The sequence below is a fragment of the Rhizobium sp. CF122 genome (assembly GCF_000282035.1).
GTDB lineage: Bacteria > Pseudomonadota > Alphaproteobacteria > Rhizobiales > Rhizobiaceae > Rhizobium.
This window is the reverse complement of sequence record NZ_AKKA01000089.1, coordinates 17,905-42,735: the sequence shown is the minus strand read 5'-3', so window position 1 is coordinate 42,735 and position 24,831 is coordinate 17,905. Positions and strand designations below refer to the sequence as shown.

Here is a 24,831-nt window from a genome sequence, read left to right as displayed (position 1 = left end):
CCGAGTTCGATCAATGGGAACCGCGAAGCTGATTGTCCACGAGCCAATTCCGGTTGAAAACACGCTTCGCTCCATCGGTTGCCTGGGAGGCCTGCACGATATCCTCCCGCAACCACCAGTCGATCGAGGTGCCGGGCGGCGAGAGTTTTCCTTGTTCAAGGTTTGCCGTGACCAGGATTGATATCGATGGGTTCCGCGCAGACTTCCCTGCCGCCGTTTCGGCAGCCGACAGAGCAAAAAGCGGCGCGACGATGCCCGTCATGAGGACGGACGCGTAGACTGGTAGCGTTTGCGAGTACGACATAACATGCACCCCGCTGGAACTGCAGCAATACTACAATGTCGCAAGTCAAACCTGTAGTCGAGCCTGTATTTTGTGTGCTTCGTCCAATGAGATGCCGCGGGGATAGGAAGCACCCCGCGCTGGATTTCTGTACCTTTACTTTGACCGTCTGCGGCGGCGACCGGCACAAGCGCTATCGCTGCGGCAGTACCCGTGTTGGCTCGAGGCTGCACCACGCGGATTTCAGTCAAAACGAGAGCGTTGCGGCCCCTTCCTTGATCTCGGCATGCATCGCGCTTGCGCCGACGATCACGACACCATCGAGGAGGTCTTCCTGATCGTAGCCGCGCGACTTCACGCACGGTGGGCAAGCCCAGATCGTGCCGCCACGATTCTGAAAGTCCTCGATCAAATTCGTGAGGGGGTCGAGAGGAGGGACATGCGTCATGCGCTGGCCGCCTTTTCGCACCAAATCGATCGCGGCGCTGGTGAGGAACATCGAGACTTTGAGCCCGGCGGTGATGCCGCCGTTGGCGATCGTGAAGGCAACGGACGAAAGCTCGGAATCAATTCCCTTCGTCAGGAGCACGACCAGTTTTTCAGTCGAGGTTTGCATAGTATTCTCCTCCAGTTGAGTTGTACCTGTTCACTCTAGGGAGGCGGGAAGCACCTGTATTTGGCCGAGATGCGTGAAGACTTATCCAAAAGTCCTCAACCGACGCGCGGCGTGGCGCGGGATGACGTTCTGTCGACGCTTCTGTCAGCGATGCGCCTTTCGGGATCGCTGCAGTTCTGCTTTATGCCGTCTGGTGCCTGGCAGACGGATGACAAACCTTCCCTGGCCGCTCTCTCGGGAAAAGCAAGCGGTACGGTGCCGTTCCACATCGTCGTCGCGGGCCAATGCTGGCTGAAGATTGAAGGCGACGAGGCAACCTTGAATGCAGGTGATGTGCTGATATTCCCCTTCGGTACCGGACATCAATTAGGGGCAGGGGCCGGCGGCGTATTGGTCGAACCCATGCGCGAATTGCCGCCGAAGCCGTGGCGGCAGATCCCCGTTCTCCGGCATGGAGACGAAGCGGACGGCGTGAGGCTGCTCTGCGGCTACCTGCAATGCGATGCGCTGAGCTTTGAGCCACTGAGGAAGGCGTTGCCCAAGCTCATTCATGTGAAAACGCTCGGCGCGAATGGTGGAGACTGGCTCCGTGCCACCATCCGGCAGATGGTTGACGAGGTCGATAGGCCACGTGCGGGTGGAATTTCCATGCTGCCGCGGCTGACCGAAATGATCTTCATCGAAATTCTCCGCCACCAGATCATGATGGCCGAGCCGCGTAGTGTCGGTTGGCTGGCGGCGCTGGCGGATGAGGCGTTGTCGCGGTGCCTTTCCATCATTCACGACGACCCGACGCACGACTGGTCTTTAAAGGAATTGTCGATCACCTGCGGGATGTCGCGAAGTGTGCTGGCGGAGCGGTTTAAGACAATCCTTGGTACATCCCCCATCAGGTACATGCGGGATTGGAGGCTCTATCTTGCCAGCGTGTCGCTGGCGACGACCGGAGCGCCGATCGCCGCCATTGCTTATGAAGCCGGATATGCGACGGAGGCGGCTTTCAGTCGAGCCTTCTCCCGCGCCTTCGGCACACCACCGGCGACGTGGCGCACAGAGGCGCAGAATTCTCACGCGGCCTTGGGCCAAAGGCCACCTTGCAGCACACCGTGAAAGCCTTGCGGTGCGCTGCACAGCGAGCGGGCTGTTTGGCGGTCTAAAGTGGGCCCGTCGGGTCTCAACCCGACGGCCTTTCAAGATCGCAACGTTCTAAATGCGGCTCTGACCTCGTCGCTGAACAGTTCAGGTTCTTCCCACGCCGCGAAGTGCCCGCCTTTTGCGGCGCGATTGTAGTAGATGAGCTTTGGATATGCCCTGGATAGCCAGCTCTTCGGCGGCTTGTAAACTTCTCCGGGGAATACCGTGACGGCAACCGGAACTTTCACCGGGGTCAATTTCACTCCCGAAGCAGTGTTTTCCCAATAAATTCGCCCGCTGGAAGGGCCGGTGTTCGTCAGCCAGTAGAGCGTGATATTGTGGAGGATAGCCTCCTTGTTCAGGGCCTTCTCCGGATCTCCACGCGTGAAGACCCAATCGGCCATCTTATCGTAGAGCCAAGCGGCCAAGCCGACCGGCGAATCCGCGAGGCCATATCCGACCGTCTCCGGACGGGTACCCATGATGGCCGCGTAACCGAAGCCGTTGTTCAGGAAGTCGCGGGTTTCTTCGAAGACGGCCTTCTCATCTAGAGACAGGCTATCCGGCGCGGGTCCACCGCTCTTGAGAGCCTGCGCAGCTTCCGGTGGGAAAGTCGTCGCGCGTTCGACCCTGTTGACATGGATACCCAGCAGTCCTTCAGGTGCCTGACGACCCAGGGCGTCGCTGATGATCGCGCCCCAGTCGCCGCCTTGCGAGACGTAACTGTTATAGCCGAGACGTTTCATCAACGCGTCCCATGCTGCTGCGATCCGCTGCGGGTTCCAGCCCGTCGCAGTCGGCTTCTGCGAGAAGCCGAAACCGGGGATCGAGGGGAGCACTAGGTGGAAGGCGTCTTCAGCGCTGCCGCCGTAAATAGTGGGATCTGTTAGCGGGCCTACGACATTCAAAAGTTCGAACACCGACCCCGGCCATCCATGCGTCATGATCAGTGGCAGTGCGCCCTCATGCTTCGAACGAATGTGGATGAAATGAATGTCCAGGCCATCGATGTTCGTCAGAAACTGGGGCAGCGCGTTCAGCTTCTCTTCGGCCTTTCGCCAGTCATAGGACGACTGCCAGTAGTCTACCAAATCTCTCAGTCTATTGGGCTGGACACCCTGAGAGCGGTCGGTCACCGTTTCGCCGTCCGGCCACCGCGTCGCGGCAAGGCGTCGCCTGAGGTCCGTTAGCGCGGCCTCGGGAACTTCGGCTCTGAACGGACGGATATCCCCGCCGCCAGCCTTCGTCACGTCAACGGCGTTCGCTGCGGTTGCCGCCAAGGGGAGGATCGTCGTCGCAAGTCCGATTGCCGCACCGCCAAACAGCAGTGAGCGCCGTGACATATGGATTCTTTCGATTGATTGCTGGATCGTCATGACATGCATCCTTTGCGCGGGAAGCCTCCAGGGCTCATTTGACCGGCTCGACGAGTGCGACGCCCTTGCTGACGACATAGGTCGCCAATTCGGAAGCCTTGCCGTCACCGACGTTCTTGGCGGTGTGCGGCACTCCCGAGGGAATGAACAGCGATTGGTCGGCCTTCAGCGTAACGGGCTTGCGGCCCTCGATCCGGTATTCCAGCGTGCCCTGGAGGACGACCGCTATTTCTTCGTCGGGGTGCTTGTGATTGGTTGCCAGAGCGCCGGGATTGAGATCGACTCTCGTCTGGATGGCTTCCTTTCCCGGAACGCTGATATTGCTTTTGGCGAGATCGATGCGCTGTATATGAAGCTGCTGTGCCTGAGCTGTCTGAAGCGACAGGACGCCAAGTGCCTGGGCTGAGATGATCGTCATACGCGTTTTCATATGTTTCCCCCTTCGAAGATGGTGGGAGGCGTGGGCAAGGTACGCCACGCTCCCGAGAAAGGTTGGTGGTCGCGATCAGACCTGATCCGGACCTGCACGGTAGATCAGGAACTTGTTGCCTTCAGGATCGCGGAAATATGCACAATAGGGGCCTTCGCCGTTTTCGCCTCTCGGGCCCGGCGCTCCTTCGTCGGAGCCGCCCAGCGCCAGAGCGGTCGCATGCGCTTCGTCGACCTTGGCACGGGAGCGAGCTTCGAAAGCAACCATTCCACCATTGCCGACGGTGGCCGGCTTGCTGTCAAACGGTTTGATGACGCCGAATTCCAGCGTCTGGTAGCCATAGTAGACAGCGCGACCGGGCTGGACGAGAACGCGGCCGATCCCGAATACGCCAAGCAGTTTGTCGTAGAATGCCGAGGCGGCATCCAGGTCGTTGGTCCCGACGGTCGAATGGCCCGGCAGGCCACGCACCGTCTCGGGCCGGGCGGCATGTTGTTTATTGGCTGTCATGTCGTTCATGTCCGTCTTCCTCTTGGCTCAGGGGTTCAATCGCGGCCATCTCGGATGCGAGCTCTTCGGCCAGCGAGTGGGAAGAATCTAAGCGGGGCAAGCTTGCCTCGGTACTCAGGGAAACTGAGAGCCAGCCTCTCGTTTCGATGCCCTGAATCGGCTTCGATGCAGGGCGCTGAGCGCCAGCTCGCTATCCACAAAGATCGTCGACGACACCGTGCACGTTTGAATTTCGTCTGCGGCGAGCATCCGCCAGATCGGCTGCGGTGCGATCGACGCAGCGGTTCACGCCGGGTTCGGGACTTGCCGAATTCAAGAGGCTGCCTCTCGCATTCTTGCTCTACCCGATGCGGTGGCGATGTTCGATTTTGCGGCAATCGACAAACCGATCGTGGAATTTCGAACGAAAGGGCACTCACATGCTGAAGTTGTCAATCGGCACCCTGCTTGCGGCCGCAGCGGCTTTTACACCTATGTCGCTGGGGCATGCTGCAGCCGCCGAGCGAAAAAGCCAGGCCAGCATCAGCTTCCTCGACGTTGGCAAGGGCATCACGCTGAGGAGAATGGTGGTGCGGGCACCGGACCCGAAGGGGACGGTCCTCTTCCTGCACGGGTTTCCCGAAACCCTATTTGTCTGGAAGGAGATCTCGGCTGCACTCAGCGACGATTTCGAAGTGCATGCCTTCGACTGGCCAGGGTTTGGACAATCGACGCGACCCGCTGTCGAGAAATTCTCCTACTCACCCACAGCCTACGCGGAGGTGCTGAACGCTTATATCGAGAAAGCCGGCATCGATCGATCGAATCTGACGATCTACGCCACGGACATCGGTGCCCTTCCTGCGCTGCTTTTGGCAGTCGACGAACCGGATATTGCCAGGTGCATCATCGTCGGCGACTTTGCGCCGTTCAACCGGCCCGAATACATGTTCGACAGTCTGCAGAGCCTGAAGGCCGAGCCTTCGGCCTCACAGGTGCGCGCGCACATGAACGAGACCAGCGCCGAGATTCTGGCGAATGCCTACAGGCGAGGTCTTTCAAAGGAAGAGCAGTTCGACCTGCCCGAAGACGTCCAGAAAGACATGGTCCGTGGCTGGAGCCACGGGGCTTTGACCTCGGCTGATGCCTTCTATTACTATTATGCCAAGTTCACGCGGGATGAGGATTTCCTCGAGGCAAATCTGGACAAGCTCAAGACCCCAATCAAGCTAGTCTGGGGCGAGAAGGACCTCTACATCAGAAAGGAAATGGGCGCCGAGTTGGCCAAGCGGATCGATGCGAAACTCGATATATTGGGTGGCCTCGGGCATTACCCGCATTTGCAGAAGCCAGAGCAGACCGTTGAGGAAGTGCGCGCCTCATTCCGGTGAGACGGTAGCACTCGCGGGGTCGGCACCATAACTTCTGCAGGCCGCCCGAAGCCGAGGCAGGGTCCAGTCGATGAATGAACGCACCTTCAAGGCGAGTAGACCTTGGCGCGAATAGACGATGTGGATTGGCCCTGGTGGGCCGGCGTATTCATCCAGGATCGGCACAAGCGCGCCCGACGCCAACTCGTCGGCAACCTGGTAGTCGAAAAGCCGTGCAATACCCGCTCCGCTGAGCGCGGCGGCGACACAGTTCGCCGCAGTGTTGACCTCCACCCGATGGCGGGGGACGGATTCAATCGATGCGCCATCGACGTCGAATGTCCAGAAGAATGTCCGCTTGTTGAAAATGATGCCGTCGTGGTTTGCCAGGTCGCCGGGATGCTCGGGACGTCCACTCCGCTTCAGATAAGTCGGGCTGGCGCAGGTGAGCAGCCGGAATTCGCCAGCCTTCACCGCATAGAGGGAACTGTCCGCAAGTTTGCCGAGCCTGATGGCGATATCCACTTGCTCACCGACCAAGTGAACCGTGCGGTCGAGCGACAGCAGGTTCAACGAGACCTCTGGGTGTTGCTGTATGAATTCCAGCGCGATCGGCAACACGTAGCGGCGCCCGAACTCCACGGGCATCGTAATTGTCAGGGTCCCGCGAGGGGTGTGATATTCCCCGGAGGCACGGCGCTCGGCCTCCTCAAGATCTGCCATGATTTTCCGCGCGGCTTCGACATAGTCGCGCCCGGCATCCGTCAGCTGCAGGTTCCGACTTGTGCGGATGATGAGATTTGCGCCGAGCTGCCGTTCCAGATCGGCGACTTTGCGGCTGACGCTGGGCAACGGCGCGTTCAGCACCCGACTGCCGGCCGACAAACTGCCGGCGTCGACCACCGCAAGCAACACACGCATGGCATCAAATCTGTCCATCGGACACCGCGGCTAGCGTTTGTCTTTGTCGAAGCCAAATCGGCTCGGAGGATTGAACACGTTTGACGGCTCCCTGTCACCTGCGAGAGAGCGATACGATTGCCTTTAGCCAGCCTGAGAGAGCCAGGGAGTTCCCCAATCCGCGTTTATGGCGTCACAGTCCGCCGTCGGTCGAAGGGCGTCCTCGTGGCGCTCGACGTAAAGAAAAGGCCAGCCATCTTGGGAAAGCTTGCGACAGTCAAAGCCGAGGGCTTCGAAGGCCGGCTTCATCTCAGTCTCAATATACTGGTCGAGCATCGGCGCGCGATCAGGGTTCTGACTCTCCGTCGGCATCGCGACCCGTCGCGCCAGATCCTCCCGCAAATCGCCGGAAGTGAAGTAGGACTCTGCTCTGGCAATAGCGGCATCTCGTGTCATGGCTGCAACCTAGCAGGAACCAACCGGCACAGCCAGAAAGCACGCACAACTGATCGCCTCAGGCGGCGAGCGGTCCCTCGTGGCACTTGCAAATAATGCCGCTTCGGCTGCGACGTCCCGCCCGGCGACCAGCGCATGATAGTTGCAACCTCCGGCATATGCATCGCCTCCGCATGAGGGGCGGAGTATATCTCTAGGATACGTAGAATTCGAATAGTTGAAGCAATCAATCTTTATATCGATATATATTAATATGCCTCGTGGCTGTATTGGATCCGGGGCGCAAAGATGCTTGAATTTTTCAGTCGGCATGCTCATCGATTTGTTCGCGACAATGACGGCAACTTCGCAGTTCTAACTGCGCTGGCAATGGTGCCGTTACTCGCCGCGGCTTCCGTCGCAGTTGACTACGCCAATGCCGGTTTCGAGGCTGACAAGCTGCAGGAGGCATTGGATAGCGCCGCGCTCAGCGCGGTCCGGCTTTACGGCGAGGGCCAAACCGAGGCGGAAGCCACTCAGATGGCGAACGAGACGTTCTTCGGAAATTGGGACCGCTCTCAAGGCAACGGGGCCCCCCTCGCGGTGGTGCTTCCCCCGTCTCTGAATATCCTCTATTCGGAGGTCGGACAGCAGATAACGGCGGCGACCGACTATTCTTTTGACTACCAGCCGGTGTTTCTCACTCGCTTATCGTTCCCTATCTCGCGCCACAGTAGCGCCTCTTACCAGACGGGCGGCGAAGCCTGCATCCTGGCGCTCAATCGGACAGCCGACCGCGCGTTCGAGGTGAGCGGTAGTTCCAGGGTCGATACGTCGGGCTGCACGATCACCGCAAACTCAATTAGCGACCAAGCCATCTATGTTGGCGGGTCCGGAACCCTGAAGACGGAATGTCTTTATACGCCGGGCAAGGTCTCGGCGTCGCCAAGCAGCACTACTCTTGCGTGCGGCCAACCGCGCGAAGGAAGCGCTGTGGCCATCGACCCGTTCAAGCGCAAAACAATGCCGACAGCCGGACAAGCGGTGGATCTGTCCGGATGCGGACAGAACTTTGTCGGCGGCGGCGGTGGTGGCGGCACCTGCAATGGTACGGGCAAGACACCAAATAAACTTCCCGAAGGATATGCCGTGACGCTGAAGCCGGGGACGTACGGCGGTCTCGAAATCAAGGGCAATGTGAAGCTGCAGCCCGGCAATTACATCATCAACGGCGGCGCTTTGAAGTTCGCCAGCCAGTCGGTCATCACCGGCGATCAGGTCACCTTCTTCCTGCTGAACGGTGCTGCAATCGACATCCATGGCGGCTCGACCTTCAACGTCACCGCGCCGACATCGGGCGCATGGGCCGGGTTCTCGATCGTCGCCGACCGGAGCAACACAGCTCCTGCGGTCATCAACGGGAACAGCAACTCGCACCTCAACGGCATCATCTACATGCCGGCGGCCCAGGAAGTCCAGTACGCCGGCAATGGCGGGACGGGTGGCGAATGCGTCCGCATCATCGCCCAGGAGATCACTATGATCGGAAACAGCACGTTCAAGCTGGATTGCAAGTCGGAACTGGCGAACAACGAGATCAACAATCCCGGTGCCACCCGACTTCTCGAATGAGGGCAGACAATCGGCGGACTGCTGGGTGAGCGTGTACGTTTCTTGTCCGATTTTCGAAGTCGGCACAAATGAATGTGGTGCGCGCCAGCACGTCGGCGGGAATCCTTGCCACCCGGCTCTCCGACTTCTTCTTGAGAAGGGCGAAGTTTAGGAATTCGATGCACAGCGACTTCCCGACGCCGTTGTTCCTGGAGCTAGAATCGTCCTTCTCGCCGAGAACGATGTTCATGCCCTTCTCGAATGCTGACCGACAGCCCCTCGACCGCCTCGTCCTAGCAGTCGTAGACGCCGACCGCGCAGCGCCGGACCGTGCGCCGTGCCACTCCGGCGACGCTGACCGGCGTCAGCGGCCGGCCGATCCGGGCTTCGGCCGGGGTTACGATGCCGTCTGGCACAGGAATTGAAAATTTCTCGGCGACCTCAAGCCCGGAAATTCCAACGGCCGCGGCAATCAGGAGAACTCTCACGCGTCTGAACAGGGTCATTGCTTCGCTCCTTTTGCGAGGTGATCGGGAAGCTCGTCGGTGTCCTTGAGCTTCGACAGATCGACCTTCTTGGCGCCCGTGGTGTTTTTGAACGTGTAGTCTGCCGCCACTCCGTCGAGGCGACAATCGCTCTGAGCATTGTTTTTCTGGCGCAAGAGCTCGCAAAGGGCGGAAGCAGCTTTATGCGCTCCTGCCCTTGGCTGGTTGCTTTCTGTTTCGGTCTGTTACATGGACTCGGCTTTGCGGGTGCGCTTGCAGAGCTCGGCCTACCACAAGGAGGCATCCCACTGGCCCTGTTCGCATTCAATATTGGCGTCGAACTCGGTCAACTCGGCTTTATCGCAATCGTCCCTACGGCGGGATGGTGTGTGCGACGCGGCTTGGGTCACGTTCCGACTTGGACTTACTCACACAGCCTCATACACAATCGGCGCTACGGCGTCGTTGTGGATGTTCGACCGCATAGCCTCCGGTTAGAGCTCATCGTGTCAGCCACTTGTCCATGGGAAGCTTTGAGCCGTTCTCGTCGCCTCGCGTAGGACGCCGTTCACCGCAATTGCTTGTGGACGAATGGCCGCTTAAGAGCCAGAAACCGCCTCGCCATAACAGCCTGCGTCCGGGGGCGTCGAATTCAGGCACGCTTGACGCACCTGAAGCCGACATGACTGGTGGACGTGTCCTCGGGCTCGGCATGCCTCGCCGCCGGACGATAGCGGCGGCAGTAGTTCGGCGCACAAAGATGCGACCCACCCTTCAGGACGCGCCTCGGAATTCGGATTTCCGGCTGGCGGGGGTCGTAGCTGGTTTCCCGGTCGCCGCCGCGCGGGTTCTGGGGAATGCAGCACGATTTAGCGGCAGGCTCCGGATGGCGAGCCGACCAGAAGTCGGACGTCCACTCCCAGACGTTGCCGATCATGTCATGGATGCCATATCCGTTCGCAGGGAACGCGCCGACGGGCGACGTCCTGTCGGCTCCGGCCGATTTGCTGCTTTGCGTAGGAAACGTACCCTGCCACGTGTTCGCCATGAGCTTTCCGTCCGGAACCAGCTCATCGCCCCAGGCAAACTCGACTTCGTCCAGGCCGCCACGTGCGGCCAGTTCCCATTCGGCCTCTGATGGCAAGGCCTTCCCCGCCCAGTCCGCATAGGCGCGGGCGTCGCCATAGGCGACATGAACGACCGGGTGGTCGAGCTTGCCGCGGATGTCGCTGCGGCCGCCGTAAGGATGTCGCCAGTCGGCTCCAAACTTGAACGACCACCACTGGCTTATGTCCGGTCCAACGATGGTCCTCGGTTGGGTGAATACGAGCGATCCGGCCCTGAGCATCTTAGGAAGCGCTCCGGGATAGTCGGCTGCATCCGGCGTTCTTTCCGCAACGGTGACATATCCGGTTGCTTTGACGAATGCGGCGAACTGTCGATTGGTCACGGGTGTCACATCGATCCAGAAGCCGTCGACCGTGACAGGATGGGCGGGGGCCTCTTCCGGATAGTGCTCGTTTGACCCCATTGTGAAGGTTCGGCCCGGCACCCATACAAGGCCATTCGGTCCTGCATCATTGGTATGCGCTCGTGTCAGCAATGTCATCCTGAGGTCCTTGCCGTTAATTGCAACGACGGGAGTAGGATAAGCCCCGCCGGTGACGCCCACATATGTCGCCGACACGGGGATAGGGCGGCGAAAGCCCGTCGGTCGTTACCTGTCTGTCCACACCGTGTAGCGGACCGAGGGCCACGCGGCCCTCGGTCGAGAACGCATATTACTTCGCGTCCTGTGCAGTTTGATTGGCCTCCATCAGCTTCTTCTCGTCGTCCGGCGTCAGCTTCGGGGGCTCGACCGAAATTGTCAGCTTATTGAGCTTGCCGGTGAACGGGAATGGAACCTGATAGTCGCGGTCATCGATCGGGGTGCCGGTCTTGGACCCGATGTCGAAGGTCTCATCGACCGGCAGGATGAGTGGGACGGAACGCTGTATCGCCTGCGTCGCGACTGTCTTGCCGTCGACGGTCAGCGTCCCCGTGCCGCCACGACCGATGCCGCTGAGGTTGTTGAAGGCAAGCGTTGCGAAGCCAAGGCCGTCATATTTGAAGTCAAACTCGACGGTGTGCTTGCCGGGCGAGAGTGCTTCGGGGCCTTCCCAACGGATCCGGTCAAGACCGAGAAGGTTCCAGGTCACGACTGGCTTGCCTTTCAGCAGGTACACCCCGTATCCGCCAAACCGTCCACCTTGGGAAACAATGGCGCCATCGCCACCTCCTTGTGGTACATCGATGTCCGCGGTGATCGTGTAGGAGGTATTGAGAAGATTGGGCGCCACGCTTTCCGGCAGGCCGGTCACCGGTTGCTTATAGGTGAACACGTTCCGTCCCGCCGTCACCGACGGGCGTGGGGAAGCTAAACGAGTCGCCGCTGAGGCGTCCAGCGGCAGGACCTGATACTTCGCAAACTCACCGAACATCAGGTCCTTCATTTCCTGGACCTTCGCAGGATTGGCGGCGGCCAGGTCGTTGTTCTGGGTCCAGTCATGCTGGACGTCATAGAGCTCCATCTTGAAGGCGGTGGCGGGATCGTCAACCGCCTTGCCGGCCAACTCCCAGGGCGCACGGATAGGGACTGCGCTCAGCATCCAGCCGTCGTCGTATAGTCCCTGCGCGCCCATCATCTCGAAATACTGCGTGCGGTGTCGCGAGGGTGCCTCGGCATTGGCCTTGTCGAAGGCGTAGGCCATGCTCACCCCCTCGATCGGTTTTTGCGCGATGCCATCGACCATGATCGGTGCAGGAACGCCAGTCGCCTCAAGAATTGTCGGTACCACGTCGATCACATGATGGAATTGCCACCGAATTCCGCCCTTGTCGGTAATGCGCGCGGGCCAGGAGATGGCCATGCCGTTGCGGGTGCCGCCGAAGAAGGATGGGATCTGCTTCGTCCATTTGAAGGGTGTGTCGAGGGCCCAGGCCCACGGGACGGCATAGTGCGGATAGGTCTCGTTGCTGCCCCACTGGTCATAAAACTTCAAGTTCTGGGCAACAGTTGGATTGATGCCGTTGAACGGAACCAACTCTGCGAAGGTGCCGTTCATCGTGCCTTCGGCGCTCGCGCCATTGTCGCCGCTGATGAAGATGATCAGGGTGTTGTCCAGCTTGCCCATGTCCGCGACGGCCTGGACCACGCGGCCGATCTCGTGATCGGTGTACATCAGGTAGGCCGCGTAGACGTCGGCCTGCCGAATGAACAGCTTCTTTTCGTCGGCCGACAAACTATCCCACTTCTTCAACATATCCGGCCATGGTGTGAGCTGGGCGTCCTGCGGGACAACGCCAAGTCTTTTCTGGTTGGCGAAGATCTGGTCACGAACGTCGTTCCAGCCTTTGTCGAACAAATGAAGATCGCTGGCCGTCTTGATCCACTCCGGCGTCGGGTGGTGTGGTGCGTGTGTGCCCCCCGGCGCGTAGTAGAGCAGGAACGGCATCGACGGATCGATCGAATTCAACTGGTTCAGCCAGCCGACGGCCTCGTCGGCCATGGCGGTGATCAGGTTCCATTGCGGATTGCCGACAAAGGGAGCGATCTGGGTCGTGTTGCGAAACAGCATGGGCGACCACTGGCTGCTGTCGCCACCCATGAAGCCGTAGAAATATTCAAACCCCATGCCGGTCGGCCATTGATAGAACGGGCCAGCCTGGCTGGTCTGATAGGTCGGCGTGTTGTGATCCTTGCCGAACCAGGAGGTGCGGAAGCCGTTTTCCAAAAGGATGCGGCCGATCGTGGCGGTGTCCTTGGGAAGGACGCTGTCGTAGCCTGGGAAGCCGGTCGCCTGTTCGGAGATCACGCCGAAACCTTCGGAGTGGTGATTGCGACCCGTGATGAGAGACGCACGCGTCGGCGAGCAGAGCGAGGTTGTGTGAAAGTTCGTGAAACGCAGGCCGTCGGCGGCGATGCGGTCCAGAGTGGGCGTCGGAATGACACCGCCGAACGTCGAAGGAGCGCCGAAGCCAACGTCATCTGTGATAATCAAGAGAACATTTGGCGCGCCCCTTGGCGGTACGACACGCGCCGGCCATGCCTGTTTGGACTGCAAGGCGTTGAGATTGATGGTGCCCTCAAACGGCTGCGGCGGCGGCGGCAGATAACGCCCGTCGATCGTCGTCGTGGCGTTGGGGGAGCCGAGCGTCCCGGTAACCTGCTGTGACTTTGCGGGCATGGCTGCAAAAAGGGCCGCCGTGGCGGCCAGAAGCGCTGCACGTATCATTAGACATCCTCCCGAGTGTGTCGGCATGTCACGCCGCCCATTGCGGCTTTCGCGCATTCAGTCTGCTCGAGGAGGACCTGCCCTTCTTTAGCCCTGGAAATCCAAGCATTTAGATGGATCCACAGCAGACACCCCTTGGTCGTAATACAGCTTCCCCGGCCGTATTCGTCTCTCCCGGCTAGGAGCGCCGGGCGAACTCTGGCCATCCCGGCACCCGCCCACTTTATCGGATGGGGGCGTCCTCCGATATTGTACTTTGGGGAATCGTCGGGCCTTCAGAGCAATCAGTGGTAGCGGTTTGTCAGATGACACCACAGCGTGAAGCTGTTATTGTCGTGAGGCATCTGGGGGAAGGCTGATGGGCTGGGGATGCGGTTATTCGGCTAGGTTGCAACATGCGGCCGCTCGGTTGACGGCTGTATCCGTGGTTGTTTGCGGATGCGCTGCTGTGGCCTCAGCCGCGCCGCCCTTGATCGTCGATCGGGTTGCGCGTGTCCTCGTTCTCTATCCCTACGATGAGCGGATCGCGGCAACGACCATGATCGGGGAAGCGCTGCGAAGCCGCCTGTTGCAGGCGACGGATGGCAAGATCGACCTGTTTTCGGAGTTCCTGGACCTGTCGCGCTTTCCAGAAGCCGAGCACGTCGGCCGCATGGGACGATACCTCGCGGAGAAATACGCGGCTCGTCGCCCGGACGTCGTGGTCGCGATTGGCAGCGATTCCGCGAGTTTCATATCGGCGAACCGCAATTCGATCGCACCCGGCGCGAAAATCGTCGCGACCGGTTTCGGCAACACCGAAACCAACGACCTGCCGGGTGACGTGATCGGCGCCTTCGCCACGTTCGACATTCTCAAGACGGTTGAAATGGCCCGCAAGTTGCAGCCTGACGCGCACCACCTCTATATCCTGGGCGGATCGTCGAACTTCGACCGGAAATGGCTGGCGACGGCGCGAGCCGATCTGCGCGAATTCGCCAAATCATACGAAACGACGTACATCGAAGATCTGACGATCGAGGAATTTGTCGAACGCGCATCTCATGTCCCTTCCGACAGCATCGTCGTGGTGTTGACGGTTTCCAAAGATCGGAACGGACGGAATTTCATTCCGCGCGACGCGATGAGGCAGATCGCGGCAACCGCCACTGCGCCGATCTACGGTCCCTATCAGACCTACATCGACAACGGCGCCGTCGGCGCGTATACCGTCACGTTCGATAGTTTGGGCCAAACTGTCGGGAGCTTCGTCATCGATGCCATTGCCGGCAAGCCGGTGTCGAGCGTTGACGCGCCGGCGACGTACATCGTGGATGCTCGACAACTCCGGCGCTGGGGGCTGTCGGAGAAGAACCTGCCTCCGGGCACCGTTCAGATGCATAGGGAAAAAAGCTTCTGGGAGGATCACTGGCTGGCGGCGACCGGAGCGTTTGGCATCGTCGTGATGCAGACTGGCATTATCGCAATCCTCCTGCTCGAGCGACGCCGTCGGCACGATGCGGAGGCCAAGTCTCGCCTTCACCTCCTCGAAGCCATTCACCTCAACCAGTCCGCAACGGCGGGCGCCTTGTCGTCATCGATCGCTCACGAACTGAACCAGCCCCTATCGGCCATTCGAAACAATGCGGAGGCAGCGTCCGTGCTGCTTCGAAGCGAGAGCCCCGATCTGGAACTGATCAAGCAAATCCTGATCGACATCCAGGAGGACGATCAGCGTGCGGGCGATATCATTGGCCGAATGAGAGGCCTGCTCAAGAAGCGAAGCGAGATCGACTGGCAGGAGTTCGACCTGAACGACGTGACGTCAAGCGCGATCCGCATCCTTCACGGCGAGGCCGAACGCAGGAGTATCACGCTGGATTCGGACCAACGCTCCATTAAGCTGCCAGTCCGCGCGGACAGGGTTCATGTGCAGCAGGTCATCCTCAATCTGGCGACCAACGCGATGGACGCCATGTCGGATGCTGCCACAATCAAGAGAACCATTACGTTTGCGACGGGCCGTTCCAATGAGAAGGCGGAGCTTTGTGTCTCGGACACAGGCAACGGCATTCCCGAGGAGCGCCTGTCCAGCATCTTCGAACCGTTCTACACCACCAAGCAGGCGGGAACGGGGTTGGGCCTTTCCATAGCCCGCGCCATTCTCGAGACATATGGCGGCGCGATCTCCGCATGCAACCGGCCTGAAGGCGGCGCCGTCTTCCGCATGGTCCTGCCTCTCGCCAGAAGCGAGGAGCGGGACTGCTGAAACAAGTCGTCCATATCGTCGACGACGACGAATCCTATCGCACAGCGACGGCAAGAATGCTCGCCGCATACGGTCTCGAGGTCGTGCCTATGACTCCGGCGACCGGTTTCTGGCGTGCCTTCCAAACTGTGAGCCGGGCTGCGTCCTGCTCGACCTGCAGATGCCGGGCCTGTCCGGCCTGCAATTGCAGCGTCAACTGCGCGAGCGGGCGTCCTTGTTTCCGCTTGTGTTGCTTACCGGCGAAGGGGACATCAAGGCCGGCGTCGAGGCAATGAAGGCGGGCGCCCAGGACTTTCCGGAGAAGTCCAGCTCGGGCGCAGTACTTCTGAAGGCGATCGAACAAGCATTGGGGCAATAAGATCAGCAGCGGGCCGAGCACGCGCGTGTTCAAGAGCACTTGACCTTGGTGGCGAGCCTGACCGCTCGCGAAGCCGAAGTCTTCGAGCCGATCATCGGGGCCAGCTCAACAAGCAGATCGCTTATGCTCTTGGGACTACGGAGCGGACGGTGAAGGTCCACGGCCACCGGGTGATGGAAAAGCTCGGGGTGCGATCGGTGGTCGGGGCGGTGTCGATAGCAGCCAGCATGGGCCTGACCAGTCGCTAGTCAGGAACGATCCGCCAGCCTTCCCCTTAGGACAATATCAAGCGACCGCCAACCGGCCTACTGTGCGGGGGAACCGCGTAAAGTTATGAAAGGGTGTGAATTGGGAGACCCGCGCCGCACGATCGCTGTTGTCGATGACGACGCAAGCCTCCGGCGAAGCGTCGGTCGCCTCCTCAATGCCTACGGATTTCCGGCGATCGAGTACGCATCCGCGGAAGCCTTTCTCAGTCGCGATTCCGACACCGCGGTCGACTGTCTCATCCTCGATATCGATCTCGGCGGCATGTCCGGCATCCAATTGCAGCGCAGATTGAGGGAGGCCGGTTCGAACCTCCCGGTGATCCTTATCACGGCCCTTGATGATGACGGCCTGAAAGTCGAGGCGGAAAACGCGGGTTGCATCGCCTACTTGCGAAAACCCTTCGCAGCCTCCGCCCTCGTCGCTGCGGTCAGGAGGGCGCTCCAAATGTGAAAGGGTCCACAGATACCACCTCTACGTCCTGCACTTGCCGAAACCGGAGCCTCAGGGTCTCGAGCGCGAGTTCTGCACAAGCAGAGGCGGACAATCCAGATCCTGATCCAAATTATGCATCGCTGCCTGCTTGCAAACGTCGGCGCTGGCAGGTGGCGCTAGCTCCGCGGGCCGACATCGACGATTCAAACGGAAGGAAAGGCAATGTCTAAACACTGGATAGCTTCCCTGGTATGCTCAGTTTTTCTGATGCCGATAGCAGCGAGTGCTGCACAGCTCGAGGTCGGCAAGCTCGACTGCGACATATCAGCGGGCGTCGGAATGATCATCGAGACGAAACAGGACGTCTCCTGCACATTTACGCCATCGCCATCCGCATCTGGCGCGGTTCAGAGCTACAAGGGATCGATCGACGAGTTCGGCCTCGCCATCGGGGACGTGAAGGAGGGGCGCATGGTTTGGCTTGTTTCCAGCATCAAGGGCCAGCCGCTGGATGGGTTGCAGGGGACGTATCGAGGCGTCGAGGCGGATGCCAGCCTTGGCCTTGGTGGCGGTGCTAAGGTGCTGGTCGGCGGAAGCAAGGACAGCGTGTCGTTGCAGCCCCTTTCCCTGGAAGGGGAAGCCGGCGTCAACGTTGCGATCGGAGTGGCCTCCCTCAAGCTTCGCGCTGTGGACTAGGCAACTCCACACCTCTGCAACTACCACAATGCACCGTCATCCCGAGGGCGTCCCGTCCACGACCGGACGCCGGAAGGGCGTGATTGCCCCTGTGCGGCGCTAGCAAGCAAGCGCTCCATGATTCCGCGATTGCGGCTCTTCAGCACGTGGTTGGAAGGACACTAGCGTCCGTAAAGCAAGGGACGACGTGCTGAAGAGCGGTGTCCTGGATCCTCCTGAAAACGCAGCCAATTTTCTTGTTGACGCCTTGGATCATGTTCTCTAAACGTTCTCGCCATCATGTCTTATATCGCTCGCCATCACTCGGTCCGAATATGATGACTGACTGCCGGACGTAGTTCGGCGTCCGCCTTATCGTATTGTGTTTCCGAGGGTGCCATGACGAGCATTCCATTCGAGACCCCGCCGGGCGATGTCGACCCGCGACGAGCGTCTCCGTGCTTCCACTATCCGCTTGCTACCATCAAATGCGTCGGGTCTCCGATCTTCCGCACTCAGGACGCCCGCGACTTTGCATGCCTTCTCGACGTCGATCCGGACGTTGCCAGTTGGAGCTGCGACGGCGTCGAGCTGTCCTACGGCGGCGAGACCTATCTAACCGACTTCGTCGTCACGGGCGTCGATGGCCGTACCTTCGTCGTCGATGTTTCCCACGATCTTCCGAGATCGCCGGACTGGATCGAGCTGGCCGCCGAGCGGGCAGGATACGGCTACCGTCCCATCGCCATGAAGGAATTCACCGACGGCTACCGGCTACGCAATGCTAAAGACCTCCTCCGCTGTGGCTTCTATCGCCCGCTCGGAGACCGGATTCGACTCCTCGCCGCACTCGAGGAATAGGATCGCTCACCGTTGCCGAATCCCTTGCCGCATTCCGGGAAGGGCGGCCGATGGGATGCCTCGCGGCGCTCATCCTTCAAGGATTCCTGGAGATCGAACTGGACGACGCCCTGATCGGCCCCGACACGGCCGTCCGCCGGATACGCGACTGAGAGACTGCCGCCATGCACCTCCAGTATCGAATCCAGGACAGGATCATGAGAAATCCGAAATCCCTTAAGGACGGCCACGGCCTTCCTGAATGCATTGCCTATTGCAACATCCGGTCTGGCATCACGCCGTTCCTGCGCGCTGACCGTTTCGCGGTCGCAGTCGTCCTGCCGCCAAGCTGTCGGTCTGGTGGCTGCGGCTCGGCATCGCGCTCGAGCCCATCCGGCCGGGCCATCCGCAAGAGAATGGCCGGCATGAGCGCATGCACCTGACGCTCAAGAAAGAGGCGACCAGGCCACCTGGCAGAAATATCCTGCAGCAACAGGCCCGCTTCGATGCGTTCGTCAGCGAATTCAATACCGAGCGGCCGCATGAAGCCCTGGCGATGAAGACGCCGGTCGATCTCTACAGCCCATCGGCGCGCCGATATAACGGGCTGCCGGAGATCGATTATCCGTTCCACGACCGTGACGCACTGGTGACCCATTGCGGCCGCATCTGCATCTACCGCAAGAAGATCAATATCTCGACCGTGCTGGCCGGACAGAAACTGGGAATCAAGGAGGTCGACGACGGTATTTGGCTCGTCAGCTTCATGCACGATGATCTCGGATATATCGACCTGGAGCAGAGGACCTTGCAAACCATCGACAACCCGTTCGGCACGAGGTTGTCACCCATGTCTTAGGTACGTTTTGTTGGTAAGCCCGCCTAGGTTTGCGCCTGCGATCGATTCGCAAGTCTAAAAACACAACAATTTCAGATGCTTATTTTCAAAGGAAATCGTGCTTCCAGAACTTTTGTGGTTTTCCCGCGATAGTTATGATCCCTAACCACGGTCGGCATTGCGCCTGAACAGAAGGTACTCCTAGCGGACGCCTGCGGCTGGGGTTTCCTGACCGTTGCGGCACAAGAAAAGGCGCCGACGAAGGGCCGAGTGGCAGTCCCGCTGCTGCATGCGTGTGCGAACACCTACCCATCCGGGCGGCTGCTCACGTTCCATTATCGCAACATGAGGTGAGCACCTTTCGAGTCTTGAGATCGAAGGTCCCAGCCCTAAAATCTGGAGCTGAAACAAGGGGTCTTCAAACTCATGACCGACTATTCGATTGCGACAATCCCGCCAGACCAGCCGTTGCCGGCCGATGATCCCAATCGCAGCCTGACGGTGGCGCTCCCGGACGATCCGGCGGTGCCACACATCTCGCAAGCGGGAAACGTCTATAGCGTGCTGATTTCCGGCGCGCAGACCGAGGGCCGGTATTGCCTGATTGACATGCTGGTTCCCGATGGTGGCGGCCCGCCGCCCCATCGCCATCAGTTCGAGGAAATGTTCACCCTCATGGAAGGCGAGTTGGAGTTCACGTTTCGCGGCGAGACGCAAACGATCCGTGCACCAGCGTCGATCAACATACCCGCCAACGCACCACATCAGTTTGCAAACCGATCGGGCAGGATGGCGCATATGCTGTGCATGTGCACGCCCGCGGGGCAGGAGGACTTCTTCCTGGCGGTGGCGGATCGGATTCCCGACAGGCAATCGCCGGCGCCGAAGCCCGACGCCGTGAAGCAGGCTGAGAAAAAAGAACTCATGCAGAAGCTGGCCCCCAAGTACAGAACCGAGTTTCTGTCGGGAAAGTGACAACGGGGTAGCCCCGATCTTGGGCAGCGGATGATCCGTCGGCCCATCCCCAAAACAGCATCGAGACCTTTGCACGACCGCATGGTCGTGAGGATACGTGTGCCAGCAAGAAAGAGTGTGAAACTATGACAAACGCGATCACCAACTTGGACGGATTCGGCTCTGTGACGGGAGTGCCCAAATTGCCGGAAGGCTTCCGCGACGTCTTTCGGAGCTACCGGGTGGAGGTGAACGGCATCGGCCTGCACGCCGTGATCGGCGGGGAGGGACCGCCTCTTCTTCTGCTCGGCGGCTGGCCGCAGAACTGGTTCGCCTGGCGGTATCTGATGTTGCCGCTCAGCCGTGATTTCACCGTGATCGCGGTCGATCCGCGCGGCGTCGGTCTGTCCGAAAAACCTGCCGACGGATATGACGCCGATACGCTCGCCGCCGACATGTTCGCGCTGATGGACGCGCTTGGTCATATCAGGTTCTCAATGGTCGGACACGACGTCGGACTGTGGGTCGGCTATGCGATGGCAGCCGACCGCCCCGATCGTATCGAACGCATCGCGCTTGGCGAGGCCATCGTTCCGGGCTTGTCGCCATCGCCACCGCTGCTCAGCGACGACCGCTGGACCAGCGACTTTCTATGGCACTTCAATTTCAATCGGGCGCAGGGAGTGAACGAGCGACTGGTCGAGGGACGGGAAGACTTGTACTTCGGCTATCAGTTCGACACCAAGGCCGGATCCGTCGCCGGGTTTCCCGCCTATGGCAAGGAGTTCTACATTGAAACTCTGCGTCGCGTGCCCGGCGCACTGAAGGCCAGCTTCGACTACTACCGGGCGATCGATGAATCGATCCCACAGTATCGTCGGCGTAAGGCAACCAAGATTGAGGTTCCCGTCCTTGCGTTTGCCGGCGCCTTGGCCTGCGGCGATATGGTCGCGAACGAATTGCGTTCCGTGGCCCTGAACGTCGATTCGGTGGTCATTCCCGATTGCGGACACTATCCGGCAGAAGAGCAGCCGGCCGCGCTGCTGGATGCCTTGCAGCGTTTCCTTCGGCTCTCGTGATCGTCATGAATAGCCTCAGCGTCTGGTCGACTGCGGAAGATCCGCAATCGCCAGGCGCTATTTCAGGAATTGTCCGTCCCGGAGGGCCTCAGCGAATTCCGCCACGATCGCCTTGATCAGTCGCCCGGTGATCCGATCCTTCTGCCAAAGAGCGGTCATCTCCACGGGCGACGGCTCCCAATCAGGCAGGACGCGAACAAGCGCGCCCGACTTCAGTGCGCTCTCGATCATGAAGTTGGGCAGGTTGACGACGCCAAGGCCCGCGATCGCCGCTTCGACGAGGATTGTCTGCCGGTTCGCCGCGAAGCCGATCCTGGGAGTGACGGTCGTTGTGAGGCCGTCGCGGTGGCGCAAATCCCATTCCACCAGGTCGCGACGGATCGCCAGCGCCGGGACATCCTTCAGGTGGTCCGGCTCCTTGATTTCGGAATGCGTTGCCAGATATCCGGGGCTGGCTACCAGCGTTCGCGGCACGGCCGCGATTTTTTTGAACGCAAGTCCGGAGTCGGCAACCGATCCCATTCGGACAACGAGGTCGTAGCCTTCCTCGATCAAGGACACCCTGCGGTCGGCAAGGGTCATCTCGATGACAACGTCGGGAAACCGGGTCTTGAAACGGATCAGGGCCGGCGCGAGAACTTCCGTCGCCATATCGGGCGGCAGGGAAAGCCGGACCGTCCCCGACAGCGCGACCTTCTCATCCTGGACCCCGGCGACCGCCTCCTCGGCCAGCAGGAAGGCGTCGCGGCTTCGGTCGTAGAGCTGCTGACCGTTGTCGGTCAGAACGACGCCCTTTTTGGTCCGGCGTACGAGGCGGACGTTTAACGCATCCTCCAATGCAGAAAGGCGCCGAGAGAGCGTGGCCTTGGAAATGCCCGTCGCTCGCTCCGCCGCTCCAAAGCCGCCGGCTTGAACGATGCGAATGAACAGCGCGAGGCCGTCGAAATCTCCGAACGTTTTCATGTTTCAATTTTGAAACATAACCTCGGCATTTTTCAAGTCTCCCGCAAGTATCGTTTCATTCGTACATTCATAACCGAGCGATGACGCTCTTCAGGAGATCACATCATGTCCAAGCTTTTCACCCCTGAGAATTCCGCGTTGCTGCTGATCGATCATCAGGTCGGCACGATGAAACTGATCAAGAACATCGACGTCGAGCAGGCCAAGCGCATGTCGCTGGCGCTCGCGAAGGCCGCCAAGATTCTCGGCATCCCCACCGTTCTGACGTCGAGCCAGGAAGATCGGCTTCAGGGACCGCTGCTGCCGGAACTGCGGGAAATCCTTCCGGAAGCCTTCGATAAGCGCGTGAAGCGCGAAGGCGTCGTCAATGCCTGGACCGACGCCAACTTCAAGGCAGCGGTAGAAGCGACCGGCCGCAAGAACCTGATCATGGCCGGCGTCACGACGGACGTCTGCCTTGTCTTCCCGGCGATCGACGCCGTCGGCGAGGGCTACAACGTGCAGGCAGTCATGGACGCTTCCGGTTCGCCCTACGAACTGTCCGAAGACATGTCGCGCCGCCGCATGCAGGACGCAGGCGTCATCCTGACAGCAACCAACACGATGATCGCGGAACTCGCCCAGAACTGGAGCACTCCGGACGGGCAGAAGCTGATCCAGTTGCTGTTCACCGAGGTCCTGCCGCCCATCGAGTAATCGAAACCGAGCCGCCGAAGCCAAGGAAAAAGAACATGACCATACATGCAACACCCATCCCAGGTACTGGCATCGTATCGCCCGAAACGCATCTGGTGCGGGCACACGGTCCATTTCAGCTCCGCCGCATCCGTCCCGGCATCTCGTTCGGACAAGCTGGCGACGCAGGCTTCGGCGGACTTGGAGTCATCGACCACGCAAAGCTGCAGCCCGGCCTTGTCGTCGGGATGCACGAGCACCGCAACGACGAGATCATCAGCTACATGCGCGCCGGTCGCATGAAGCACACCGACTCTGCCGGACGGAGCGAGGTCCTGTCTTCGGATCGTCTGATGGTCATGAATGCGGGTCGGGGCTTCTCTCACGAAGAGGAAGTCGTGGGCGCCGATCAAATCGAGATGCTGCAGATTTTCGTCAGGCCCGAGGCGTCGGACCTCACACCCGACGTTCAGTTCGTTGATCTTGACGAGTCCGCCCGTGACGGTCGGTGGCGCCTCCTCACGGGCCCGGTCGGCTCGACAGCGCCAACCGTCGTTCGTCAGGCCATCTACCTCTACGATACTCATCTGGCTGCGGGCGGCACCATCGAACTGCCTTCATTGGAAGGTTTCGACCGCTGGTTCTATGTCTTCCGTGGAGAGGTCACCGCGGCGTCGCAGAAGGTCGGGGCGCAGACCGCGCTGACCGTGGGGCCGGACGACCCGCATTTCAACGTGACGGCCAGCGTGGATTCGGACCTGGTGGTCTTCCTCGTCGACCGAAACGCCAAATTCTCGCGTGAAGGCACCATCAGCGGATAGGCCGCAAATGACTGCTCCGACATTGGAGCAGTCATTCCCATTGCTGGAATTTTATACCGCACCGGCACCAGGCAATCTTCATTGTGATCCTAACGCGAGCTTCGACCGCCAAGACACGGCGGTGTCTCGGCGGTCTCGGCGGAGATCCACTCGAAAGCAGATATGGAAGTGGAGTTAATGATCATGTCCGAAGAAGCAGCCGTCGTCCCCGGAGCAGCAAACGGCACCGAGCGGGCTTATACGAAAGTTCTCGTCCCGCTCATGGTGGTCGTGGCCGTCCTCGTTCTTGTCGGAGTGAGTTCGCAGCGTTGGGACAGATGGACGGCTGGAGCGGACACCCAGTCGACCGACAACGCCTACGTTCGCGCCGAACTGAGCCGCCTCAGCGCGCGTGTCGCCGGCAACGTCAGCTCGATCAATGTGAGCGACTTCGACCACGTAAAGGCCGGCGACCTCCTGCTTCAGATCGACCCCTCCGACTACGAGGCCAAGCGCGATCAGGCAAAGGCGGCGCTCGACGCGGCGATCGCACAGCTCGGCAACTTGGACAATCAGAAAAATCTGCAAAGGGCGGCGATACGGCAGGCCGAAGCACAGTCCACGGTCGCAAACGCGAACGCAGCTCTGGCGAAGATGGAGGCGGACCGACAGGTCGCCCTCATGCAAAAGGGAGCGGGAACGCAGCAGAAGAACGAACAGGCGCAGGCCGCGCTGCAGTCGACCGCAGCGACGGCTCTCGCGACAGACGCCGCTGTCGTGTCGGCAAAGGCCCAGCTCCAGTATATCGAGGGGCAGACGCCCCAGCTCGCCGCCAACGTGGCGGCGGCAAGGGCCGCTTTGAAGACGGCCGACCTTGCTTTGTCGTACACCAAAATCACGGCGCCGTTCGACGGCGTCGTCAGCGAGCGACAGGTCCATGTCGGCGACTACGTAACGGTCGGAACGAATTCCATCGCCATCGTCCCGCTGCCCGCCGTCTATCTGATCGCCAACTTCAAGGAGACCCAGCTCTCCCGCATGAAGGAAGGGCAGCCCGTCACCGTGACCGTCGATGCGCTTCCCGGCGAATCCTTCACCGGCAAACTCACCCGACTTTCGCCGGCGTCGGGATCGCAGTTCGCGCTGCTGCCTGCAGATAACGCCACCGGCAACTTCACCAAGGTCGTCCAGCGGGTTCCGGTCCGCATCGACTTCGACGCCTCGCCGGCGCTCGAGCGCTTGCGGTCCGGGATGTCGGCCGTGGTTTCCGTATCTGTCGGCAAACAGGGCTCCTGA

At 60.3% G+C, this 24,831-nt stretch carries 25 protein-coding genes and 3 pseudogenes; 16 read left to right on the top strand and 12 right to left on the bottom strand.

The features are described 5' to 3' along the window. Nucleotides 1-10 precede the first annotated feature (10 nt). Complete coding sequence (locus tag PMI09_RS23585) at nucleotides 11-304, bottom strand: hypothetical protein (protein WP_007800348.1); 294 nt, start codon at nucleotides 302-304, stop codon at nucleotides 11-13. Between the two features lie 226 nt (nucleotides 305-530). Further along, nucleotides 531-899 (bottom strand): DsrE family protein, encoded by a 369-nt coding sequence (locus PMI09_RS23580; RefSeq protein WP_007800346.1) that lies wholly within the window; start codon nucleotides 897-899, stop codon nucleotides 531-533. A 69-nt stretch (nucleotides 900-968) separates the two neighbouring features. Here PMI09_RS23580 and PMI09_RS23575 point away from each other — a divergent pair, with 69 nt between their 5' ends. Then, entirely contained in the window at nucleotides 969-2,009 is a 1,041-nt protein-coding gene (locus tag PMI09_RS23575; protein ID WP_007800344.1) for an AraC family transcriptional regulator, read from the top strand. 80 nt (nucleotides 2,010-2,089) lie between these two features. Here PMI09_RS23575 and PMI09_RS23570 read toward each other — a convergent pair whose 3' ends face one another. From PMI09_RS23570 to PMI09_RS23560, 3 genes are all read right to left on the bottom strand, one after another. After that, nucleotides 2,090-3,409 carry an epoxide hydrolase family protein gene (locus tag PMI09_RS23570; protein ID WP_007800342.1) on the bottom strand — a complete coding sequence of 440 codons (1,320 nt, stop codon included), beginning with the start codon at nucleotides 3,407-3,409 and terminating at the stop codon, nucleotides 2,090-2,092. A 34-nt stretch (nucleotides 3,410-3,443) separates the two neighbouring features. Beyond that, a complete protein-coding gene (locus PMI09_RS23565; protein WP_007800340.1) occupies nucleotides 3,444-3,839 on the bottom strand; it encodes a cupin domain-containing protein in 396 nt (131 codons plus the stop codon). A 75-nt stretch (nucleotides 3,840-3,914) separates the two neighbouring features. Then, entirely contained in the window at nucleotides 3,915-4,358 is a 444-nt protein-coding gene (locus tag PMI09_RS23560) for a VOC family protein (protein WP_007800336.1), read from the bottom strand. Between the two features lie 410 nt (nucleotides 4,359-4,768). On the opposite strand from PMI09_RS23560, the gene PMI09_RS23555 reads away from it, so the two are divergent. After that, entirely contained in the window at nucleotides 4,769-5,719 is a 951-nt protein-coding gene (locus PMI09_RS23555; RefSeq protein ID WP_007800334.1) for an alpha/beta fold hydrolase, read from the top strand. On the opposite strand, the gene PMI09_RS23550 is transcribed toward PMI09_RS23555, so the two are convergent. Beyond that, nucleotides 5,708-6,637 (bottom strand): LysR substrate-binding domain-containing protein, encoded by a 930-nt coding sequence (locus PMI09_RS23550; protein WP_007800331.1) that lies wholly within the window; start codon nucleotides 6,635-6,637, stop codon nucleotides 5,708-5,710. The genes PMI09_RS23555 and PMI09_RS23550 overlap by 12 nt on opposite strands. 165 nt (nucleotides 6,638-6,802) lie before the next feature. Continuing rightward, nucleotides 6,803-7,054 (bottom strand): annotated as a pseudogene (locus tag PMI09_RS23545) (M20 peptidase family dipeptidase); the annotation flags it as partial. Nucleotides 7,055-7,342: 288 nt separating this feature from the next. On the opposite strand from PMI09_RS23545, the gene PMI09_RS23540 reads away from it, so the two are divergent. Further along, nucleotides 7,343-8,665 (top strand): TadE/TadG family type IV pilus assembly protein, encoded by a 1,323-nt coding sequence (locus PMI09_RS23540; protein WP_007800325.1) that lies wholly within the window; start codon nucleotides 7,343-7,345, stop codon nucleotides 8,663-8,665. Between the two features lie 272 nt (nucleotides 8,666-8,937). On the opposite strand, the gene PMI09_RS23530 is transcribed toward PMI09_RS23540, so the two are convergent. Continuing rightward, nucleotides 8,938-9,150 carry a hypothetical protein gene (locus PMI09_RS23530; RefSeq protein WP_007800321.1) on the bottom strand — a complete coding sequence of 71 codons (213 nt, stop codon included), beginning with the start codon at nucleotides 9,148-9,150 and terminating at the stop codon, nucleotides 8,938-8,940. Further along, entirely contained in the window at nucleotides 9,147-9,305 is a 159-nt protein-coding gene (locus PMI09_RS32870; protein WP_244423815.1) for a hypothetical protein, read from the bottom strand. Before PMI09_RS32870 ends, PMI09_RS23530 begins: the two co-directional genes overlap by 4 nt. On the opposite strand from PMI09_RS32870, the gene PMI09_RS30640 reads away from it, so the two are divergent. Beyond that, nucleotides 9,276-9,689 (top strand): HupE/UreJ family protein, encoded by a 414-nt coding sequence (locus tag PMI09_RS30640; RefSeq protein ID WP_244423814.1) that lies wholly within the window; start codon nucleotides 9,276-9,278, stop codon nucleotides 9,687-9,689. The genes PMI09_RS32870 and PMI09_RS30640 overlap by 30 nt on opposite strands. Nucleotides 9,690-9,781: 92 nt before the next feature. Here the strand turns inward: PMI09_RS30640 and PMI09_RS23525 are convergent, their stop codons facing one another. Further along, entirely contained in the window at nucleotides 9,782-10,738 is a 957-nt protein-coding gene (locus PMI09_RS23525) for a formylglycine-generating enzyme family protein (RefSeq protein WP_007800319.1), read from the bottom strand. Between the two features lie 172 nt (nucleotides 10,739-10,910). Further along, nucleotides 10,911-13,403 (bottom strand): arylsulfatase, encoded by a 2,493-nt coding sequence (locus tag PMI09_RS23520; RefSeq protein WP_007800318.1) that lies wholly within the window; start codon nucleotides 13,401-13,403, stop codon nucleotides 10,911-10,913. 358 nt (nucleotides 13,404-13,761) lie between these two features. On the opposite strand from PMI09_RS23520, the gene PMI09_RS23510 reads away from it, so the two are divergent. From PMI09_RS23510 to PMI09_RS23470, 9 genes and pseudogenes are all read left to right on the top strand, one after another. Further along, entirely contained in the window at nucleotides 13,762-15,651 is a 1,890-nt protein-coding gene (locus PMI09_RS23510; RefSeq protein ID WP_007800316.1) for a sensor histidine kinase, read from the top strand. Beyond that, nucleotides 15,648-16,257, top strand: a pseudogene (locus PMI09_RS31795) (response regulator transcription factor). The gene PMI09_RS23510 and the pseudogene PMI09_RS31795 overlap by 4 nt, the downstream one beginning before the upstream one ends. An 85-nt stretch (nucleotides 16,258-16,342) precedes the next feature. After that, complete coding sequence (locus PMI09_RS23500) at nucleotides 16,343-16,729, top strand: response regulator transcription factor (RefSeq protein ID WP_007800311.1); 387 nt, start codon at nucleotides 16,343-16,345, stop codon at nucleotides 16,727-16,729. Nucleotides 16,730-16,978: 249 nt separating this feature from the next. Then, nucleotides 16,979-17,407: a DUF992 domain-containing protein gene (locus PMI09_RS23495; protein WP_244423813.1), complete on the top strand. Its 429-nt coding sequence runs from the start codon at nucleotides 16,979-16,981 to the stop codon at nucleotides 17,405-17,407. A 378-nt stretch (nucleotides 17,408-17,785) separates the two neighbouring features. Next, a complete protein-coding gene (locus tag PMI09_RS23490) occupies nucleotides 17,786-18,247 on the top strand; it encodes a hypothetical protein (protein WP_007800307.1) in 462 nt (153 codons plus the stop codon). A gap of 197 nt (nucleotides 18,248-18,444) precedes the next feature. After that, a complete protein-coding gene (locus PMI09_RS23485; protein ID WP_007800302.1) occupies nucleotides 18,445-18,669 on the top strand; it encodes a hypothetical protein in 225 nt (74 codons plus the stop codon). Next, nucleotides 18,570-19,085 (top strand): annotated as a pseudogene (locus PMI09_RS23480) (integrase core domain-containing protein); the annotation flags it as partial. The gene PMI09_RS23485 and the pseudogene PMI09_RS23480, both read left to right, overlap by 100 nt. A 405-nt stretch (nucleotides 19,086-19,490) precedes the next feature. Further along, on the top strand, nucleotides 19,491-20,039 hold the full coding sequence (locus PMI09_RS23475) for a cupin domain-containing protein (RefSeq protein WP_007800298.1): 549 nt from the start codon (nucleotides 19,491-19,493) through the stop codon (nucleotides 20,037-20,039). 125 nt (nucleotides 20,040-20,164) lie between these two features. Further along, the gene (locus PMI09_RS23470) at nucleotides 20,165-21,097 is read left to right on the top strand and encodes an alpha/beta fold hydrolase (protein ID WP_007800296.1); all 933 of its coding nucleotides are present in this window, start codon (nucleotides 20,165-20,167) and stop codon (nucleotides 21,095-21,097) included. Between the two features lie 57 nt (nucleotides 21,098-21,154). Here the strand turns inward: PMI09_RS23470 and PMI09_RS23465 are convergent, their stop codons facing one another. After that, the gene (locus PMI09_RS23465; protein WP_007800293.1) at nucleotides 21,155-22,060 is read right to left on the bottom strand and encodes a LysR family transcriptional regulator; all 906 of its coding nucleotides are present in this window, start codon (nucleotides 22,058-22,060) and stop codon (nucleotides 21,155-21,157) included. 105 nt (nucleotides 22,061-22,165) lie between these two features. On the opposite strand from PMI09_RS23465, the gene PMI09_RS23460 reads away from it, so the two are divergent. The 3 genes from PMI09_RS23460 to PMI09_RS23450 all read left to right on the top strand — a co-directional run bounded on the left by PMI09_RS23460 (nucleotide 22,166) and on the right by PMI09_RS23450 (nucleotide 24,831). Next, nucleotides 22,166-22,756 carry an isochorismatase family protein gene (locus PMI09_RS23460; RefSeq protein WP_007800292.1) on the top strand — a complete coding sequence of 197 codons (591 nt, stop codon included), beginning with the start codon at nucleotides 22,166-22,168 and terminating at the stop codon, nucleotides 22,754-22,756. A 35-nt stretch (nucleotides 22,757-22,791) separates the two neighbouring features. Next, complete coding sequence (locus PMI09_RS23455; RefSeq protein WP_007800290.1) at nucleotides 22,792-23,556, top strand: pirin family protein; 765 nt, start codon at nucleotides 22,792-22,794, stop codon at nucleotides 23,554-23,556. 183 nt (nucleotides 23,557-23,739) lie between these two features. After that, the gene (locus PMI09_RS23450; RefSeq protein WP_007800289.1) at nucleotides 23,740-24,831 is read left to right on the top strand and encodes an HlyD family secretion protein; all 1,092 of its coding nucleotides are present in this window, start codon (nucleotides 23,740-23,742) and stop codon (nucleotides 24,829-24,831) included.

Bases quoted from the DNA above. Each gene is read 5' to 3' on its own strand.
- PMI09_RS23565 (WP_007800340.1), bottom strand. From the start codon at position 3,839: ATGAAAACGCGTATGACGATCATCTCAGCCCAGGCACTTGGCGTCCTG.
- PMI09_RS23580 (WP_007800346.1), bottom strand. From the start codon at position 899: ATGCAAACCTCGACTGAAAAACTGGTCGTGCTCCTGACGAAGGGAATT.
- PMI09_RS23560 (WP_007800336.1), bottom strand. From the start codon at position 4,358: ATGAACGACATGACAGCCAATAAACAACATGCCGCCCGGCCCGAGACG.
- PMI09_RS23520 (WP_007800318.1), bottom strand. From the start codon at position 13,403: ATGATACGTGCAGCGCTTCTGGCCGCCACGGCGGCCCTTTTTGCAGCC.
- PMI09_RS23460 (WP_007800292.1), top strand. From the start codon at position 22,166: ATGTCCAAGCTTTTCACCCCTGAGAATTCCGCGTTGCTGCTGATCGAT.
- PMI09_RS23500 (WP_007800311.1), top strand. From the start codon at position 16,343: ATGAAAGGGTGTGAATTGGGAGACCCGCGCCGCACGATCGCTGTTGTC.
- PMI09_RS23490 (WP_007800307.1), top strand. From the start codon at position 17,786: ATGACGAGCATTCCATTCGAGACCCCGCCGGGCGATGTCGACCCGCGA.
- PMI09_RS23495 (WP_244423813.1), top strand. From the start codon at position 16,979: ATGCCGATAGCAGCGAGTGCTGCACAGCTCGAGGTCGGCAAGCTCGAC.
- PMI09_RS23475 (WP_007800298.1), top strand. From the start codon at position 19,491: ATGACCGACTATTCGATTGCGACAATCCCGCCAGACCAGCCGTTGCCG.
- PMI09_RS23540 (WP_007800325.1), top strand. From the start codon at position 7,343: ATGCTTGAATTTTTCAGTCGGCATGCTCATCGATTTGTTCGCGACAAT.
- PMI09_RS23510 (WP_007800316.1), top strand. From the start codon at position 13,762: ATGGGCTGGGGATGCGGTTATTCGGCTAGGTTGCAACATGCGGCCGCT.
- PMI09_RS23530 (WP_007800321.1), bottom strand. From the start codon at position 9,150: ATGACCCTGTTCAGACGCGTGAGAGTTCTCCTGATTGCCGCGGCCGTT.
- PMI09_RS23485 (WP_007800302.1), top strand. From the start codon at position 18,445: ATGAGAAATCCGAAATCCCTTAAGGACGGCCACGGCCTTCCTGAATGC.
- PMI09_RS23470 (WP_007800296.1), top strand. From the start codon at position 20,165: ATGACAAACGCGATCACCAACTTGGACGGATTCGGCTCTGTGACGGGA.
- PMI09_RS23550 (WP_007800331.1), bottom strand. From the start codon at position 6,637: ATGGACAGATTTGATGCCATGCGTGTGTTGCTTGCGGTGGTCGACGCC.
- PMI09_RS23450 (WP_007800289.1), top strand. From the start codon at position 23,740: ATGTCCGAAGAAGCAGCCGTCGTCCCCGGAGCAGCAAACGGCACCGAG.
- PMI09_RS23525 (WP_007800319.1), bottom strand. From the start codon at position 10,738: ATGACATTGCTGACACGAGCGCATACCAATGATGCAGGACCGAATGGC.
- PMI09_RS23465 (WP_007800293.1), bottom strand. From the start codon at position 22,060: ATGAAAACGTTCGGAGATTTCGACGGCCTCGCGCTGTTCATTCGCATC.
- PMI09_RS23575 (WP_007800344.1), top strand. From the start codon at position 969: ATGCGTGAAGACTTATCCAAAAGTCCTCAACCGACGCGCGGCGTGGCG.
- PMI09_RS23570 (WP_007800342.1), bottom strand. From the start codon at position 3,409: ATGACGATCCAGCAATCAATCGAAAGAATCCATATGTCACGGCGCTCA.
- PMI09_RS23555 (WP_007800334.1), top strand. From the start codon at position 4,769: ATGCTGAAGTTGTCAATCGGCACCCTGCTTGCGGCCGCAGCGGCTTTT.
- PMI09_RS23455 (WP_007800290.1), top strand. From the start codon at position 22,792: ATGACCATACATGCAACACCCATCCCAGGTACTGGCATCGTATCGCCC.
- PMI09_RS23585 (WP_007800348.1), bottom strand. From the start codon at position 304: ATGTCGTACTCGCAAACGCTACCAGTCTACGCGTCCGTCCTCATGACG.